Genomic DNA, 18760 nt, shown 5'->3' on the forward strand with positions numbered 1-18760 from the left:
AGAGTTATCAATTAGTTGCTGCAAAAGTACGACCTTTGTAACCAGGATATGACCGATTATTGTTCGTAAACTATCAAACTTGTACAAAATTGCTAATTTCAGAACGAACGTATATGTATCATCCCCCCAAAAAAGCCTATTTTTGCAGCGGAAACTAAAAACGTACGACTCAGATGAAAACAAATCGCATCATCACATTGGTACTACCGCTTTGCATATCAACAAGCGCGTGGGCACAACCAAGGACAGCAGAATCGCTGAACCTGGGTTGGCAATTCTCGCGCGACTCCTTATTCCAACACGCACAAAGGGTAGATGTGCCTCACGACTTCCAGATAGAACAACCATGGGTGGCGCCCGCTGCTGATGAGCAGGGCGACAACACCGACGTGGCGGCCAACATCAAGAGCCGCCTCTCAGCGCGTGGCTTCAAAGAGATGGGAGCCGGATGGTACAGGAAGAATGTAAGAATTGAAGAGTGTAAAAATTTAAAAATTGAAGATTTAAAGAATAATCGTCGCCTCCTCCTCGACTTCGAAGGTATCATGTATGTGGGCGATGTGTGGCTGAACGGTGTACACATCGGCGGTACTGATTACGGCTACGTGGGTTTCGAGATCGACGTTACCAAACTGTGGCGCTATGGCGAAGACAACGAGATCATTGTCAAAGCGCACACCATGACTGAGAAAAACTCACGCTGGTACACGGGTGGCGGCTTGTTCCGCAATGTCACACTCGTCAGCACACCTGCCGACTTGTACTTCGAGCGCCATCCGCTCTATATCACCACACGCGATAATAAATATGTACGTGTGGCAGCCGACTTCACCAACCGCATGAAGAAACGCGAGACCACAATGAAGGTCAGCATCTACGACCCGCAGGGTAAGCTGGTGGCAGAACAGACCGCCCAGCGCGGCGGAAACCCGCAGACACGCACACTGACCATACAGATGCCTGAGACGGAGATTCCCAACCCGCAACTGTGGGACACCGAGCACCCCAACCTCTATACGGCTGTGGCACAACTACTGTATGCCGACGGCACCGTGGCCGATGAGGTGAGAGAGCAGTTCGGCATCCGCACGATAGAATATGGTCCTGACTTCGGACTGAAGCTGAACGGTAAGAAACTACTGCTGAAGGGTTATGCCAACCATCACACGCTGGGTGCGCTGGGTGCTGCCGCCTATCCGCGTGCCATCGAGAAGCGCCTGCAACTAATGAAGCAGTTTGGCATCAACCACATACGCACCTCGCATAACCCCTATAGTCGCAGTTTCATCCAGCTCTGCGACAAATACGGCATACTGGTGGTGGATGAGCTCTACGACAAGTGGACCCAACAGCACACGGGTGGACGGGTACCGTTTATGAACCACTGGGCACAGGACGTGACGGAGTGGGTGAAGCGCGACCGCAACTCGCCATCTGTCATCATGTGGAGCCTGGGCAACGAACTGCAGCAGGACCCCACCCTGCCTTTCAACGACTTTGGCGTCACCTGCTACAAGATGATGCGCCCCGTGGTGAACCGCTACGACTCAACCCGCAAGGTGACCGTAGCCATGCACCCACGCTATCGCAACTGGGAGACCGACTCGCTGCCTTGCGATCTGGCCATGCAGACCGATATCCAGGCATATAATTATAGGTATATGTATTTCCCTGGCGATGGTCGCCGATTCCCTTGGATGACCTTCTACCAGAGCGAGGCCAGCATCAACAGGATGGGTCCCAACTGGTTTGACATGAACCTCGACAAGGTGATAGGTCTGGCCTACTGGGGCGCTATCGACTACCTGGGCGAGAGTCAGGGATGGCCAGCCAAGGGTTGGGCACAGGGTGTGTTCGACATCGCCCTCGAACCCAAACCAAAAGCCTATTTCATGAAGAGTTTCCTCACCGATGAGCCGTTGGTTCATCTGGCAGTCATTGAGGATAACGATACCGACATAGAGTGGAACGGCATACAGACCGGCAATGAGATCCTGTCGGAAAACTGGAACCGCACTCCCGGCTCGAAGGTGAACCTCTTCACCTTCACCAATGGCGACGAGGTGGAGCTGCTGCTCAACGGCAAGCGCCTGGGCCGCCAGCAGAACAGTGCCAACCCAGAGCAGCGCAACCGCATCGTGTGGAAGGGTGTGCCCTACAAGGCTGGCCGACTGGAGGCTGTGGCTTATCGCAACGGCAAGGTGATAGCCCGCCATGCCCTGCAGACCGCTGGCAAAGCCATCAAACTGCAGGTGACTGCCGACAACAGCCAATGGCAGGCCGATGGCGAAGACTTGCAGCACCTGCGCATCGTGGCTGTGGACAGCAAGGGGCGCCGTGTGCTGGATGCCAACGACGAACTGGCCTTCCAGGTAGAGGGCGATGCCCGCATCGTAGCTGTCACCAACGGCGACATAGAGAGCCACGAGCTCAACGTGACCAACCACCGCCACCTGTGGCAGGGCTCGGCTATGGTCATCCTGCGCGCCGGCAGCAAACCATCAAAGATTACACTCACCACGACATCTGACAAATACAAGACTGTCGTAAGCAAATTAGAAACAAAATAAACTACAAGATAATGAAGAAAACAATCCTTGCACTCATAGCCATGATTGGTATTTCAACCACGGCTACTGCACAGAACGACGTGCTGGAAGCGGCACGCAAGACCAACGACTACTTTATGATGAAGTATAGCGACCCTACCCTGCCCACCAACGTGAAGCGCATACGCCCTTCATCGCTCTGGACTCGCGCCGTATATTACGAGGGACTGATGGCACTGAATGCCATCGACCCACAGCAGCGCTACCTGGACTACACCTTCAAGTGGGCCGACTTCCACAAATGGGCGCCTCGCAACGGGGTGAAGACCACCGATGCAGACGACCAGTGCTGCGCGCAGACTTATATTGAATATCTGCAACTCACCGGAAAAGGTCAGCTCGACACCGTCAAGGAGAATCTGGCCAAACAGATGGCTTCGGGTCGTGTAGATTACTGGACTTGGATTGATGCCATCCAGATGGCGATGCCTGTATATGTAAAGATGTATGCACTGACTGGCGAGAAGCAGTATCTCGACTATGCCATGGACAGCTACAACTGGACCCGCAACACCTGTGGTGGCGGACTCTTTAACACCAAGAGCGGACTGTGGTGGCGCGATAAGGATTTTGTGCCTCCTTACAAAGAAATAGATGGTAAGGACTGCTACTGGAGCCGTGGCAATGGTTGGGTGTATGCCGCCCTGGTGCGCTGCATGAACGAACTTGACCCCAAGAGCAAGGCATATAAGGCGCTGAAAAAGGACTTCCTGCTGATGAGCAAGGGCTTGCTCAGCTGTCAGCACGCTGATGGATTCTGGCACGCCAGCTTGGTGAGCGATGCCGAATACCCCACCCCTGAGATGACGGGCACAGCGCTCTTCCTCTATGGTATGGCATGGGGCATCCAGCACGGACTGCTGAAGGCCAAGACCTACCGACCTGCTTGCGACAAAGCCTGGCAGGCACTCGCCTCGTGTGTGCACAACGATGGCTTCTTGGGTTGGAACCAAGGCACTGGCAAGGCGCCTTCGGCTGGTCAGCCCGTCACCTTCGACAGCATGCCCGACTTTGAGGACTACGGCACAGGCTGCTTCCTGCTTGGAGCTACTGAGTATTTCAAATTGACAATTAATAATTGATAATTGACAATTTATGCTTCGCATTAAAAAATACGCCATCAGGGGATTGATAATGACATTGTCCATTATCAATTGTCCATTATTAATTGCCGTCAGCGCCCAATCCTTGGGCGCAGGCTGGCCTACGGCCAAGCCAGAGGCAAAGCCTGGCACCCGTTGGTGGTGGCTGGGTTCGGCTGTTGATAAGGACAACCTGGCATGGAACCTCAGCGAATATGCCCGCGCTGGCATCGGCGCTGTTGAGATAACGCCACTCTACGGTGTGAAAGGCAACGATGCCAACAACATCAGCTTCCTCTCTCCGAAATGGATGGAGGCGCTGCAGAATGTAGAGGATATTGCCCGTCCACTGGGTATCGAGGTGGATATGAACTGTGGCACAGGTTGGCCCTTCGGCGGTCCGCATATCTCGCTCGACGAGGCTGCCTGCCGTGCTATCATCAAAGACACCATCGTGAATGGCAAGCACCAGTACACGGTGGAGATAGGTCGCACCAAACAGAAAGTGAAGCGTGCTGCTCCTGGTGGCGAGGGATGGGTGATAGACCATTTCGACCGTCAGGCCGTGGCTCACTATCTACAGCGCTTCGATCAGGCTTTCGCCACATCAGGCGTGCCCTACCCTCACACCTTCTTCAACGACAGTTATGAGGTGTATAAGGCCGACTGGACACCTACCCTCTTCGACGAGTTTCAGAAGCGTCGTGGCTACGACCTGCGCCAGAAACTGCCCGAGCTGTTAGGCGTGGTGGATGATGGCAACCAGGTGCTGGCCGACTATCGCGAGACGCTCAGCGACATGCTGCTCGAGAACTTCACCCAGCAGTGGGTGGCGTGGGCGCATCAGCACGGTGTGAAAGTACGCAATCAGGCGCATGGCTCACCTGCCAACCTGCTCGACCTCTATGCTGCCGTGGATATCCCAGAGATTGAGGGCTTCGGACTGTCTGACTTTGGTATCAAAGGTCTGCGCACCGATCCTGGCATGACCCGCAAGAACGATAGCGACGTGTCGATGCTGAAATATGCCTCGTCGGCAGCCCATGTCATGGGCAAGCCTTTCACATCTAGCGAGACCTTCACCTGGCTCACCGAGCACTTCCGCACCTCGCTGTCGCAGATGAAGCCCGACCTCGACCTGATGTTCACCTGTGGCGTCAACCACGTTTATTTCCATGGTTCGTGCTACACACCGAAGGATGATGTGTGGCCCGGATGGAGATTCTATGCCTCGGTGGATATGACTCCCAACAACAGCATCTGGCGCGATGCCCCCTACCTGATGAAGTATATCGAGCGCTGCCAAAGCTGGTTGCAACTGGGCGAGCCCGACAACGACTTCCTGGTGTATCTGCCCGTACGCGACATGTGGCACCAGCGCGATAAGAACAACACACTGCTCATGCAGTTCGACATCCACTCCATGGCTAAGAAGGCGCCACAGTTCATACGCAGCATCCTCACCATCGACAGTTTGGGCTATGATTGCGACTATATCAGCGATCGCCAACTGACTAAGGTGCGCATCGCCGACGGTATGCTGCAAACCGAGGGCGGCACACGCTACAAAGCCCTCATCATCCCCAGCGGCACCACTATCGACGCCTCGTTGCAGGCACAGATAGACCGTCTGGGCGGCTACGTGATACGTGGCGAACAGGCTGCCGACATGGCACGTTTCTGTCAGCCCGAAGCCATAAAGACAGCGTGCGGTCTGCGTGCTATCCGCCGCAAGACTGCCGATGGCTGGCACTATTTCATTGCCAACCTCTCACCACGCGATGTAGAGGCCGACGTAGCCCTGGCCGTACCCTTCGAGAGTGCCACCTGGTTCAACCCCATGAATGGTGACATCCGACCAGCCTCGGTGAGCAACCACCAGCTGCATATCGCCCTGAAATCGGGCGAGAGCCGCATCCTGCAGACAAGTAATCAATCATCTATATATGTTGTACCGGAGAAACCTGTGGGCGAGGAGATTGAACTCCAAGGCCCATGGGTACTCTCATTCACCGACGAGGCTCCCCGCGTGGCAGGCACGTTCAAGCTCAACCAGCCGCAGACATGGGAATCGCTCAGCGACAGCGCCGCAGTCACCATGGGCACAGGTGTTTACACCACCACACTCAAACTGAATGCCCAGCAGGCACGCCAGCACTGGCAGATAGACCTGGGCGACGTGCGCGAGTCGGCTCGTGTGTACATCAACGGACAACTGATTGGTTGCGCCTGGGCAGTGCCCTTCGTACTCGACTGCGGCAGCACCCTCCGCAAGGGTCGAAACGACATCCGCATCGAGGTGACCAACCTGCCTGCCAACCGCATAGCAGCACTTGACCGAAAAGGGGCTAACTGGCGGAAATTCAATGAGATAAACGTTGTGGATATCAACTATAAGAATACCACTTACGCCAGCTGGACACCAGTGGCCAGCGGACTGAATTCTGCCGTAAAACTGGTGCGTTAAGGCTAACGTATAAAAATAAACAATGTGTGCGTAAACGTTTTCACACCGAAAACGTTTACGTATATTTTTGCGTATCTTTTCACTGAGAAATTACTCTATTTTGGATTTTTTTACTTAAATTTGCACCAATTTAAGGACTAATCTCTGGAAGTAGAATAACTCACTATTATAATTAATAACTTAAACATCAGAGTATGAATCAAGCATTGAGAAGATTGTGCAAACTATGCCTCTTAGCTGCATTCTTTGTACTAGCTCCCCCCGAGGTGCTGGCTCAGACAATTGCGAAAGGCCAGGTTTTTGACTCAACTAACGAGCCCGTTATCGGCGCAACAGTAGTTGAAAAAGGTAGTCCGAAAAACGCTACCATTACCGATTACGACGGTAACTTCAGCCTCACGCTGCAAGCTGGCAAGCAGGTTGTCATCACCTACATCGGTATGAAGACAAAGACCGTTACTATCACCGGTGCCCCCGTGAAGGTAGTGATGGAAGACGACAACACCACACTGAACGACGTGGTTGTTATCGGTTATGGTTCGGTTAAGAAGAAGGACTTGACCGGATCTGTTGCTACTGTAAACAGCGAGACACTGCAGGCCGTTCCTGTAGCCAATGCCTCTGAGGCCCTGACGGGTAAGATGGTAGGTGTGCAGGTAACCACCACTGAAGGTTCGCCCGATGCCGAGGTAAAGATTCGCGTGCGCGGAGGTGGTTCTATCACCCAGAGCAACGACCCTCTTTACATCGTAGATGGCTTCCCCGTTGAGAGCATCAGCGACATCCCTGCCAACGATATCGAGGACATCACCGTGTTGAAGGACGCCTCTTCTACCGCCATCTACGGTAGCCGTGGTGCCAATGGTGTTATCCTGGTAACCACCAAGAGTGGTAAGGAAGGCAAGACCAAGGTGAGCTACAACGCCTACTACAGCTGGAAGAAGATTGCCAAGAAGCAGAGCGTGCTCTCAGCACGTGACTATGCTACATGGCAGTACGAGCTGGCATTGCTTAAGAACAATAACGATCCTGAGAAGATTTCTTCTTACACCGATTTCTTCGGCAACTATCAGGATCTTGACATGTACGACAACATTGCCACAAACGACTGGCAGGACATCGTTTACGGGCGTACAGGTCACACCTTCAATCACAATATCAATATCAATGGTGGTACTGAGACTATCAAGTATGCATTCAGCTATGCACACATGAACGATAAGGCCATCCAGATTGGTTCAAGCTTCAAGCGCGATAACTTCAGTCTGAAGTTGAACACCAAGCCAACCAAGCGCACAACCCTCGATTTCCAGGCTCGTTATTCAGATACCGATATCCGTGGTGGTGGTGCTCAGGATGCTACTGGTGTCTACGACTCTGACCGTCGTCTGCGCTACGCTATCATCTACAGCCCATTCCCCATCAAGAACCTCGATCCATCAGCCGGTACTGATGATGATCTGGGCAACCTGTATAATCCTATCACAGCTCAGAACGACAACGACCAGAAGAAGGAGCGCAAGAACCTGAACCTGGCTGGTGCTTTCGGCTGGGAGGTTTACAAGGACCTGAAACTGCGCACTGAGTTTGGTTATGACGATTATAACAACTACGACCAGCGCTACTGGGGTCTGACCACCTATTATATTAAGAACGTACCTGCGGTTGACAATCAGAACATGCCAGCTATCCGCCTGACATCTACTAACCGTCACCGCTTCCGCAATACCAACACCATCAACTACGACTTCAAGAAGCTGCTGAAGAGCGATGACCACAGTCTGAACGTGATGGTGGGTCATGAGTACGTGATCACCAAGCAGCGCGCCAATGCCGACGAGGTACATGGATTCCCCGTTGACTTTGATGCTGCCACAGCTTGGAAGCTCTCTTCACAGGGCACTCCATTCTCTATCGATGATGTTTACAGCGCCGACGACAAGCTGTTGTCATTCTTCGGCCGTCTGAACTATAACTTCAAGGATCGCTATCTGCTCAGCGCTACATTCCGCGCCGATGCTTCTTCTAAGTTTGCCAAGGGCAACCGCTGGGGTTACTTCCCATCAGCCGCTCTGGCATGGCGTATCTCTTCTGAGCCATTCATGGCTGCTACTCACGACTGGCTCGACGACTTGAAGCTGCGCGTAAGCTATGGTACCGCTGGTAACAACAATATCCCTGTAGGTCAGCTCGTACAGACCTATAGCGCCAGCTCTACAGCTTGGGTTAACGGTATCTCTTCTTACTGGGCACCCTCTAAGACCATGGCTAACCCCGACCTGAAGTGGGAGACCACTATCACCCGCAACGTTGGTATCGACTTCACCATGTTTGGTGGTAAGCTGAACGGTACCATCGAGGCCTATCTGAACACCACTAAGGACCTGCTCATCCAGTTCCCTGTAGGTGGTACAGGTTACGACAACCAGTATCGCAACATGGGTAAGACCGAGAACAAGGGTCTGGAGTTCAGCTTCACATACCACATCGTAAACCAGAAGAACTGGGGTATCGACCTGAGCGGTAACATCGGCTTCAACAAGAACAAGGTTAAGAGCCTTGGCGTGATGGACGACTTTGGTTGGAACACCAACTGGGCATCTACTGAGATTGGTAACGACTACTGGATCTCTGTAGGCAACCCTCTGGGCCAGGTGATGGGTTATCGCATGGACGGTGCAGGCCGCTACGAGGTAACCGACTTTGCCGGCTACGACGAAAAGAAGGGCTGGATCCTGAAGGAAGGCGTGGCTGATGCTACAGCCGTAGTAGGAACCCTGCGCCCAGGTAGCCTGAAGCTGAAGGACCTTGATGGCGACGGCTTCGTAACTTACGAGAAGGATGTAGAGGTGCTGGGCGACGTGAACCCAACCGCATTTGGTGGATTCACCCTGAGCGGTCACGCTTATGGATTCGACCTGAGCGCTGCCTTCAACTACAGCATCGGCAACAAGGTTTACAATGCCAACAAGATTGAGTTCACCTCAACCTCTAAGTATCAGTACCGCAGTATGAGCACTCAGATGGAGGCCGGCAAGCGCTGGACCAACCTCGATCCTGAGACAGGTCTGCTGAGCAATGATCCTACACGTCTGGCTGAGCTCAATGCTAACACCACTATGTGGAGCCCATACATGCAGAAGTTCGTGCTCACCGACTGGGCCCTGGAGAACGCTTCGTTCCTGCGCCTGAACACCCTGACACTGGGTTACACTATCCCCGCTGCCCTCACCAAGCGTGCTGGCATCCAGAGCCTGCGCTTCTATGCAACAGCTTACAACGTATTCACAATCACTGGTTACAATGGTTTCGATCCTGAGAGCGACTGCTATCGCCGCACTGCCCTCACACCAAGCGTCGACCACTCTGGTTACCCACGTAGCCGCCAGTTCGTTGTTGGTTTGAATTTGAATTTCTAAAATGAAGGAGGACAAGAAAATGAAGAATCAAATAAAATTAGCTATACTGTCAATGTCGCTGGTAGGTCTCGCCTCGTGCGATATGGATGCTCCTAGCATCTCTACCCTCGACGAGTCATCAGTATTCGCCACCTACTCGCTGGCAGAATCTGAGGTTATGTCTATCCACGTATCATTCGGTGAGACCAACTCATACCGCGGACGTTTCCTGCCCTACTACGGCGTGAACAGCGATGTTGAGATGGGTAACGGCATGTCGTATGCCGACCGCGTCACCGACAAGCAGAGCCTGTGGAACTACAGCACTATGCCTGGTAACGGACAGATGAACACTACCAACAATGCTTATGCTAAGTTCTACGAGGGTATCGAGCGTGCCAACCTGGCTATCAAGGGTATCCGCCAGTATGGTAACATCGAGGCTAACGCCAACATGCGCCACCTGCTGGGCGAGGCACTCACACTGCGTGCCGTGATCTACAACGACCTGCTGAAGGCTTGGGGCGACGTGCCTGCACGTTTCGAGCCCAACAACTCAGAGAATATGTATCTGCCTCGCACCAACCGCGACGTCATCTACAAGCAGTTGCTCGAGGATTTGAAGGAGGCCGAGGGCTATTGCTACTGGGCTAATGAGAACGCCATCACCAAGACTACCGAGCGTGTAAACAAGGACTTTGTAAAGGCCCTGCGCGCCCGTCTGGCTCTCTATGCTGGTGGTTACGGTCTGCGTGGCGATGGCTATCGCCGCTCAAAGGATGCCGACCTGGCTCCTGAGAAGATGTACCAGATAGCCAAGGAGGAGTGCGAAGAGGTGATTGCTCATGGTAGCAGCAAGCTCGGCTCATTCAAGGACAACTTCGTTAAGCTGTGCCAGGACAATGTAACAGCTGGTGGCGAGAGCCTCTGGGAGATTCCTTTCTCAGCTGGTCGTGGCCGCGTGCTCTACACATGGGGTTTGAAGCACAATGCTAAGGACCAGTACACACAGCAGGCTCAGGGTGGTGCCAACCGCGCCCTGCCTACACTCTACTACGACTTTGACAGCGAGGATATCCGTCGCGACATCACTGTTGTACCTTACGAGTGGAGCAAGGAACTGGTTAACGGCAATGCTCACGTCACACTGAGCGGACTCAACAAGATGTGCTTCGGCAAACTGCGCTACGAGTGGATGAAGCGTATCGTCACCAGTACCAATGATGATGGTGTCAACTTCCAGTACATGCGTCTGGCTGATGTGTATCTGATGGCTGCCGAGGCTGAGAACGAGCTGGGCAACACAGCTGCCGCTTGGACCTACATGAAGCCCGTACTGGATCGCGCCCTGCCAGCTGCCAAGGTAGCTGCTCTGCAGACCAAGTACACCGCTAGTCAGCAGGCTTTCCGCGAGGGTATCTACGATCAGCGTGCACTTGAGTTCGCTGGCGAGGCTCTGCGCAAGGCCGACCTGGTTCGCTGGGGTATCATCGACCAGAAGATGGCCGAGGCCAAGGCTAAACTCCAGGCACTCCAGACTCGCTCTGGACAGTACGAGGGTCTGCCTGATAAGGTATATCTGAAGACTGTTGAGGATGCCGACGCTATTGAGGTTTACGGTCTGAACAAGGGCGAGAACGATGCAGCTGTCATCAACGCATTCGAGGGCAACTGGGAGAACAAGAACTGGTTCGGCACAGCCGACAAGCCATCTCTGACCGACGACATGATCGACGGCCTCTATGTAGCCACTCCAAGTCTCAACTGCTTGTGGCCTATCTGGCAGTGCTTCATCGACGCCAGCAACAACATGCTGAACAATGATGGCAACTACGGTCAGCTGTCGGACTAATGAGTCAATTGAAAATTGAGAATTGAAAAGTTCAAGAATTGAAAAATTGAAGTTTTTTATGAAACAAATAAAAATCAAGAATATCGTATTAGGCCTGGCTGCAGTGGCATTGGCTTCATGTAGCGACGCGGCCGACGAGATTACGAGCATTGTCTATAATCGTAACTTCTCGCCAACCAGCGTAGAGGCTAAGGTGCGCAACCGCACCAACATCGAGCTCAGCTGGAATCTGGGCGAAGGCGTTACCAACTACAATGTAGAGGTATTTGCCAACGACAGTCTCACTTTTGCTGGTTCGCCCGTCCAGAGCTTCTCAGTAAATCCCGATCAAGTGCCTGTACTCATTACAGGCCTTGACGGCGAGACCATGTACTCATTCCGCGTGCAGGCCACCGACGGCGATGCAGCCCGCGACTCAAAGTGGACTGGTGTGTTTGCCAAGACCGACGCTGAGCAGCTGTTCAAGAACGTGAAGGAAGAGGATATCAAGGCTAAGGAGGTAACCCTGCGCTGGACTGCCGGCGAAGAGGCTGCCACCATCACCCTCACTCCTGGCAACATTGTTTATAACATTACTGCCGATGATATCAAGAAGGGTGCTGCTACCATTAGCGGACTGACACCTGAGACTGATTACACCGCTGTGATGGCTCGTGCCAACGGTAAGACCCGTGGTAAGATCAGCTTCACCACTGGTGTATATCTCGAGGAGACCGACATCCTGGTTAAGGCTGGTTCGGATATCGCTGCTGCCATCAAGGGCGCTCCCGAGGGCTATCGCCTGATTGTTGAGCCTGGCACCTATGGCATCGCTACCGACGAGGCTGCCTTCGGCGGTTCTATCACCGTCAACAAGGCGCTCACCATCAAGGGTCTGCGCCAGAACGATCACCCTGTTATCCAGGGCCGTATCAAGGTAGAGGCCGATCTCACTATCGACCAGGTAACGCTCGACGGTAAGGGTACCGATGGCGGACAGGCCTTCGACTTCACCGCTGCCAACGAGATTGATCATCTCATCGTATCTAACAGTGAGATCACCAACTACACCAAGGGATTCTACTACGTGAACAAGGCTGCCAAGATCCAGACACTCACCATCAACAACTGTCTCATCAGCAATGTAGAGTGCGACGGTGGTGATATGTTCGACTGCCGTGCTGGTGCTATCCTGGCTCTCAACATCACCAACAACACCATCTGGAACTCTTGCAAGGCTCGTGATATGGTGCGCTACGACGATAAGTCAAGCAACTTTGCCGGTGTAGCACCTGTCATCACCATCGATCACAACACCATCGTAGGTGTATGTAACGATGCAGGCAAGCGTATCCTCTACGTTCGCTTCAAGGGCAACAGCATCAAGTTCACCAACAACATCGTAACCGCTTCTGCCGGTAACTTCTCTAACCAGAAGAACACCGCCGAGCCTACCTTCGAAAACAACTTCTATTTCGAGGCTGAGGGTTACGTAACCGCTGGTGCTAACAGCAATGCTCTCTTCGTTGACAAGAGCGGTACTGTGGCCGATCCTAAGTTCAAGGATGCTGCTAAGGGCGACTTCACCATTGGCAATGACAATGTGAAGGATAAGAAGGCCGGCGCACCCCGTTGGTACTAATATTTCAAAATGATGATGAATAATATCTTTAAGAGAGAGTCGTGTGTCATAGCACGGCTCTTTCTTTGTTCTTTCTCAATGGCATGCGCCACGGCTCATGCCGATATCAACTTCAGTATGCAGGCCGAAGCCGAAGCGCAGAACACGCCTGAAGGCTGGGCTGCCGTAGAACTGCCTAAGAACCTGCCCGCGATAACAGCCGCCAACACGTTCAACATCACCGACTATGGTGCTGCCACCACCTCGACCGACAACACCGCAGCCATCCAGGCCGCACTCGATGCAGCCCACCAGGCAGGCGGCGGCATGGTCATCGTGCCAGCCGGCGAGTGGCTCTTCGGTCGCATCACCATCGGTTCGCACACCGTGCTCCACCTCTGTGCCGGTGCCACACTCAAGCTGCTGGCATATGCCAACCAGCCCGATCACACCACCAAGACGCCCTATATCACCGATAAAAAGGGCGCCACCGACATTGTTATCGAGGGCGAGAGTGCCGAAACCAGCATCATCGAGGGTCAGGGTGGCCCCTGGTGGGATGCCGTAGAGGCCAAGGAGTCGGGCTTGCAGCGCGGCTCACTCATCCGTTTCTATCAGGGCGAGCGCCATCTGTTCCGCCACTTCCGCCTGCAGAATGCCCCAGGCACCAACCTTACCCTCGGTCAGTCGGGCAAGGGCGGTCATAACACCGTACACGACGTGAGCATCTATGCCCCCGCCTCTACCGCCTCCGACCCATCACACAACACCGATGGCATCCCCGTATGGGCACCCTATGCCAACATCTACGACTGCCTGATTGACACGGGCGACGATAACGTCGTCACCGACAGCTACGCACAGTACATCCACGTGTGGCACTGCCAGTTCAAGGCCGGTCATGGCGCTTCGCTGGGCAGCTATACCGTGGATATGCACCACATCATCTACGAAGATTTGAGTTTCGACGGCACCACCGCTGGCTTCCGTCTCAAATCGAATACCGACCGCAGTGGCGATGTTCATGCCATCATCTTCCGCAACTGCACCATGCACAATGTAGCCACACCGATACAGATTACCGCCTGGTACGACAAGGTACCCGACTCGCCAACCGCTGCCGCTGCAGCGCCCGAGAGCGTCACCTCCACCACCCCACGCTATCACGACATTCTCATCCAGAACGTCAGCGTGTCAGGCTACGACACCAAGAACAGCAATGATAAGAACTACAACGGCATCATGATCTACGGGCGCCCCGAGAGCTATGTCCACGACGTCACCTTCGACAACGTACAGATCTCCCATCGCAATGGTGTGCGCCTGTTCTTCTGCAAGGACATCAAGTTTATCAACGGCTGCAGCTTCACCAAGACGCGCACCAACCAGAGCGTCAGTGCTACCGATGCCGACCTGAGCGCCGTAATGGAGAACGCTTACGAGGCCGCTTACACCTGGAATGGCAGCACCTCGAGCTTGACTCCCGCCATGGGCACCCCGCAGCCAGCAGCCACTCGCTACTACAATCTGCAGGGCCACTCTCACAGCACCAAGCCCCACACCCGAGGCATCTACATCCACAACGGCAAGAAAATCATTGTGAAGTAGAAACCACGGATCAGCTAAGATGCGTTGACTCCTGAACTTTTATTATAATTTTGCAGCCAGAATAAACTATTACACAGATATGAAACAAATCAAACTACTATTGGCATTATTAGTCGTGCTATTGCTAACAGCGGCGATGCCCGACAAACGGACTACTATCTTTGTGATTGGCGACTCTACTGCCGCTAACAAGGATACCACGAACGGGAAAAAAGAGCGCGGCTGGGCGATGATGCTGCAGGGATGTTTCGATGCGAACTACATCCTGGTGGATAACCACGCCGTGAATGGTCGCTCATCGAAAAGCTTCATCGACGAAGGACGCTGGGACAAGGTGCTGGAGAAGATTAAACCTGGCGACTACGTGATCATCCAGTTCGGACATAACGACGAGAAAGCAAAGCCCGACCGCCATACTGACCCGGGCACAACCTTCGATGCTAATCTGGAGAAATATATCCGCGAGACACGCCAACACGGCGGCATCCCCGTGCTGATGAACTGCGTGGTGCGCCGTAACTTCTTCGTGAAGGCACCGGAGATAGCCGACGACGAGCTGCTGCGCACCTCTACCTTTAAGGATGGGGTGAAGATGATAGAGGGCGACACGCTGATTGACACCCACGGACTCTATAAGGAGGCACCCAAGGATGTGGCTCGCAAAATGAACTGCCTTTTCATTGATGCCAACAGGATTACACACGACCTGGAACAGGGCCTGGGCAGAGAGGGGTCGAAGCAACTGCACATGTGGTTCAAGCCAGGCACAGAGCCCAGCGAGCCCGAGGGAAAGCAGGACAACACGCACTATAACATCTACGGCGCAACTACCGTGGCCAACCTGCTGGCTGATGCGCTGTGCGAAAAGATTCCGGAACTCAAGCCATATCGCACCAAAGCCACAGTAACTACGGTCTCAATCTTCCGTGCTACAGAGGGTACCGACCACTATGCCAACGGCGTGGTGATGACGGCCTTTCAGGGGAAGCTGTACTGCATGTGGCAGAGCTCGCCAAAGGATGAGGATACAGACGACACATGGGTGGCCTACAGCACAAGCAGCGACGAGGGGAAGGCGTGGAGCAAACCGGTAGCGCTGGCCGTGCCATCGGCTACCGACTACTGCACATCGGGCGGATGGCTGGTAAACGGCAACACGCTAACGGCTTATATCGACCTGTGGCAGAAAGGACTTGAGCCACGTGGCGGACGGACGTATTATATGACTTCGACAGATGGATGCACGTGGAGCCAACTGCAGCCCGTGCGGATGGCTGACGGGAGCCCTATGCAGGGGGTGCTGGAGCAAGACCCTTACCGACTGAATGACGGTCGACTGGTGGGTGCAGCCCACTTCATGCCAGGTCTGCACGTATGTCCGGTATATACTGACAATCCCACTGGTGTGAGCGGATGGCACAAAGCAAGTTTTGAGGCCGAAGACAAAGGCAAGACATCGCGAGAGATTGAGCCCAGTCAGTATGTGCGCCCCGACGGCACACTGGTGATGCTGTTTCGCGACCAGAGCAGCTCGTTCCGCAAGTTGGCTTCCTACAGTAGTGATCGCGGCGCATCGTTCACCAAACCCGTACTGACCGATTATATTGACGGCCGCACCAAGCAGTGTGCCGGCAATCTGTCCGACGGAACGACCTTTATGGTGAGCTGCCCTTCTGGCAACAAAGCACGCTGGCCACTGGTGTTGCAACTTTCGAAAGACGGAAAGACGTTTGATAAGACCATCACCCTGCGCACCAAAGACGAGCTGCCACCCCGCCGCTACGAGGGCCGCTACAAGACACTGGGCTACAGCTATCCGAAAGCTTTTGTTTGGGGCAACAAACTCTACATTGGCTACAGCGTGAATAAAGAAGATGTAGCCTGCACCATCGTACAGTTTTAGCTACGGGCCTCACGCCTAGCAGATAATCTATTGTATAATCGGGCCACGATGGCGCCACTGATGTTGTGCCACACGCTGAACACGGCACCAGGAATGGTGGCCATGGGATAGGCAGCGAAATGGAGGTTGGCTAGACTGGATGCCAGTCCGCTGTTCTGCATGCCCACCTCGATGCTGATGGCCCTGCGCTTGGCATCCGACAGGCGCAACACACGCCCCAAAAACCAACCCAAACACAGACCGCTGAGATTATGAAGAACCACCACCAGGATAATCACAAAACCGCCCATGAGCAACTTCTGCGCATTGACCGAGATGATGACACTGACGATGAAGGCGATGGCCAACGACGACACGGCAGGCAGATAGTCGGTGGCGCGCTCGGTGAACCTAGGCCAGAACCACTTGACGATAAGACCTGTGACGATGGGCAGGATGACCACCCAGAGAATGCTGAGCAGCATGCCAGCCACATCCACATCGACACTCTGACCCGCCAGCAGCCACACCAGCAGCGGCGTGAGCACAGGTGCCAGCACGGTAGAGGTGGCAGTCATACCCACAGACAGCGCCAGGTCGCCCTTGGCCAGATAGGTGATGACATTCGAGGCAGTGCCGCCAGGGCAGCAGCCCACCAGTATCACACCCACCGCCAAAGCCTGGTCGAGAGCAAACAAGCGCGACAGCACCCATGCCAGCAGCGGCATGATGGTGAACTGCGCCAGGCAACCGATGATGACATCCTTGGGCCTACTGAACACTATCTTGAAATCATCAAACTTGAGTGACATACCCATGCCAAACATGATGATGCCCAGCACCGGATTGATGAGGGTGGGCTTGAACATACTGAACGCCTGGGGCACCAACAGTGCCACTACTGCCAACACCAGCACCAGCGCACCCATATAATCGGAAATCCACTTGCAGAGTTTTTTCATAATTATTCCATTTTAAAGCTTTACCGGGGCAAAGGTACAATAATTATTTTGATTTTCTTGGCTGAATGAAAGTTTTGTTTTAAATTTGCAGCCAAATAGCTACTGAAACAAAATATGATAAAGAAAACAGCAACGCTGATACTGATACTGCTGACGTCGGGGATGACAGCCCATGCACAGCAGAAGAAAAAGGACACTGAACCTAAACGGGACAGATACGAATTCACGCGCAATCTGCCTGCTTATGCCGACTCGCTGATAGCCGATCTGGACTATCCCTTGGCTTGGGGCAACAGCCCTATCAAGAACTTCAAAAAATGGCGCAAGACGGCCCGACAAAAGGTGCTGGACTGCATGCTGACACCACCGCCTGCTCCTGCTGACGGCTACAAGGCCACCGTGCTCTATGAGGAGCAGCGACAGGGCTATAAGGCGCGCAAGATAGAGCTGCAACTGTCGCGCTACTACAAGGTGCCGGCCTATGTGCTGATTCCTGATGGTGAGGGTCCCCACCCTGCCATCAACGTGCTGCACGACCACGGCGGACATTTCTATATAGGTAAGGAGAAATGTATCTACCCGCTGGCCTGCGAGGACTCGACGGTGATCAAGGATGCGCTTGACTGGGCCAAGGGCTACGATGGACAATTCTTTGGCGACTACCTGGCTCAGCATGGCTATGTGGTGCTGTCGGCCGACGCACCGATGTGGGGCGAACGGGGACTGAAGGAGGGCATGAAGCGCAACTTCTATGATATGATTGCGGGCAACATGATGATGTATGGCATCGACCTCTCGGCCTATATGACCTACGACGACATAGCTGCTACGGAATATCTGGCACAGATGCCCGAGGTGGATGCTAGTCGCATTGGCTGCACGGGATGGTCGATGGGTGCATATCGCACCTGGATGCTGGCAGCACTGAGCGACCGCATCAAAGCGGGGGCTGCCGTGTGCTGGATGGTGACTACCGACGAGCAGATGGGATTCAGATACAGCCGAACCGAAAACGGCGGTTTTGCCAACTGCATACCCGGACTGCGCCGCTGGCTGGACTATCCCCACATCGCCAGCATAGCCTGCCCCAAGGCCATGCTGTTCATCAACGGCACGCAGGACAAGCTCTTCCCTGTGGCTGGCGTAGAGAAGGCTTTCAGCACGATGCACGATGTCTGGAAGAGTCAGGGTGCCGACAATCAGCTGGAAACCGAGCTCTGGGACATGCCACACAGCTGCGGCAAGAGATCGCAGCAACGCGTGCTTGACTTTTTTAATAAGCATTTAAAATAAAATACCA

The 18760-nt window shown here is 53.9% G+C and carries 10 protein-coding genes; 9 read left to right on the forward strand and 1 reads right to left on the reverse strand.

The window, feature by feature from the left end:
- The first annotated feature begins 173 nt into the window (after positions 1-173).
- From T360_RS0109690 to T360_RS16030, 8 genes are all read left to right on the forward strand, one after another.
- A complete protein-coding gene (locus tag T360_RS0109690; RefSeq protein WP_028912608.1) occupies positions 174-2570 on the forward strand; it encodes a glycoside hydrolase family 2 TIM barrel-domain containing protein in 2397 nt (798 codons plus the stop codon).
- Positions 2571-2581: 11 nt separating this feature from the next.
- Positions 2582-3691 (forward strand): glycoside hydrolase family 105 protein, encoded by a 1110-nt coding sequence (locus T360_RS0109695; protein WP_028912609.1) that lies wholly within the window; start codon positions 2582-2584, stop codon positions 3689-3691.
- 52 nt (positions 3692-3743) lie between these two features.
- Positions 3744-6158 carry a glycosyl hydrolase gene (locus tag T360_RS0109700; protein ID WP_036929406.1) on the forward strand — a complete coding sequence of 805 codons (2415 nt, stop codon included), beginning with the start codon at positions 3744-3746 and terminating at the stop codon, positions 6156-6158.
- 194 nt (positions 6159-6352) lie between these two features.
- Positions 6353-9577 (forward strand): TonB-dependent receptor, encoded by a 3225-nt coding sequence (locus T360_RS0109705; protein WP_028912611.1) that lies wholly within the window; start codon positions 6353-6355, stop codon positions 9575-9577.
- Positions 9578-9596: 19 nt separating this feature from the next.
- Positions 9597-11408 (forward strand): RagB/SusD family nutrient uptake outer membrane protein, encoded by a 1812-nt coding sequence (locus T360_RS0109710; RefSeq protein ID WP_028912612.1) that lies wholly within the window; start codon positions 9597-9599, stop codon positions 11406-11408.
- 58 nt (positions 11409-11466) lie between these two features.
- The gene (locus tag T360_RS0109715; RefSeq protein WP_051523504.1) at positions 11467-13029 is read left to right on the forward strand and encodes a DUF4957 domain-containing protein; all 1563 of its coding nucleotides are present in this window, start codon (positions 11467-11469) and stop codon (positions 13027-13029) included.
- A 9-nt stretch (positions 13030-13038) separates the two neighbouring features.
- Positions 13039-14616 (forward strand): glycoside hydrolase family 28 protein, encoded by a 1578-nt coding sequence (locus T360_RS0109720; protein WP_081772771.1) that lies wholly within the window; start codon positions 13039-13041, stop codon positions 14614-14616.
- 79 nt (positions 14617-14695) lie between these two features.
- Positions 14696-16519 (forward strand): exo-alpha-sialidase, encoded by a 1824-nt coding sequence (locus T360_RS16030; protein ID WP_155949477.1) that lies wholly within the window; start codon positions 14696-14698, stop codon positions 16517-16519.
- Here T360_RS16030 and T360_RS0109735 read toward each other — a convergent pair.
- On the reverse strand, positions 16516-17460 hold the full coding sequence (locus T360_RS0109735) for a bile acid:sodium symporter family protein (RefSeq protein ID WP_028912615.1): 945 nt from the start codon (positions 17458-17460) through the stop codon (positions 16516-16518). The two genes, T360_RS16030 and T360_RS0109735, sit on opposite strands and share 4 nt — an antisense overlap.
- A gap of 114 nt (positions 17461-17574) precedes the next feature.
- On the opposite strand from T360_RS0109735, the gene T360_RS0109740 reads away from it, so the two are divergent.
- On the forward strand, positions 17575-18753 hold the full coding sequence (locus T360_RS0109740) for an alpha/beta hydrolase family protein (RefSeq protein ID WP_028912616.1): 1179 nt from the start codon (positions 17575-17577) through the stop codon (positions 18751-18753).
- Positions 18754-18760: the final 7 nt, after the last annotated feature.

Origin of the sequence: Prevotella sp. MA2016 (genome assembly GCF_000619825.1) — a bacterium.
GTDB lineage: Bacteria > Bacteroidota > Bacteroidia > Bacteroidales > Bacteroidaceae > Prevotella.

Bases quoted from the DNA above. Each gene is read 5' to 3' on its own strand.
- T360_RS0109695 (WP_028912609.1), top strand. From the start codon at position 2,582: ATGAAGAAAACAATCCTTGCACTCATAGCCATGATTGGTATTTCAACC.
- T360_RS0109720 (WP_081772771.1), top strand. From the start codon at position 13,039: ATGATGATGAATAATATCTTTAAGAGAGAGTCGTGTGTCATAGCACGG.
- T360_RS0109690 (WP_028912608.1), top strand. From the start codon at position 174: ATGAAAACAAATCGCATCATCACATTGGTACTACCGCTTTGCATATCA.
- T360_RS0109735 (WP_028912615.1), bottom strand. From the start codon at position 17,460: ATGAAAAAACTCTGCAAGTGGATTTCCGATTATATGGGTGCGCTGGTG.
- T360_RS0109740 (WP_028912616.1), top strand. From the start codon at position 17,575: ATGATAAAGAAAACAGCAACGCTGATACTGATACTGCTGACGTCGGGG.
- T360_RS0109700 (WP_036929406.1), top strand. From the start codon at position 3,744: ATGACATTGTCCATTATCAATTGTCCATTATTAATTGCCGTCAGCGCC.
- T360_RS16030 (WP_155949477.1), top strand. From the start codon at position 14,696: ATGAAACAAATCAAACTACTATTGGCATTATTAGTCGTGCTATTGCTA.
- T360_RS0109710 (WP_028912612.1), top strand. From the start codon at position 9,597: ATGAAGAATCAAATAAAATTAGCTATACTGTCAATGTCGCTGGTAGGT.
- T360_RS0109715 (WP_051523504.1), top strand. From the start codon at position 11,467: ATGAAACAAATAAAAATCAAGAATATCGTATTAGGCCTGGCTGCAGTG.
- T360_RS0109705 (WP_028912611.1), top strand. From the start codon at position 6,353: ATGAATCAAGCATTGAGAAGATTGTGCAAACTATGCCTCTTAGCTGCA.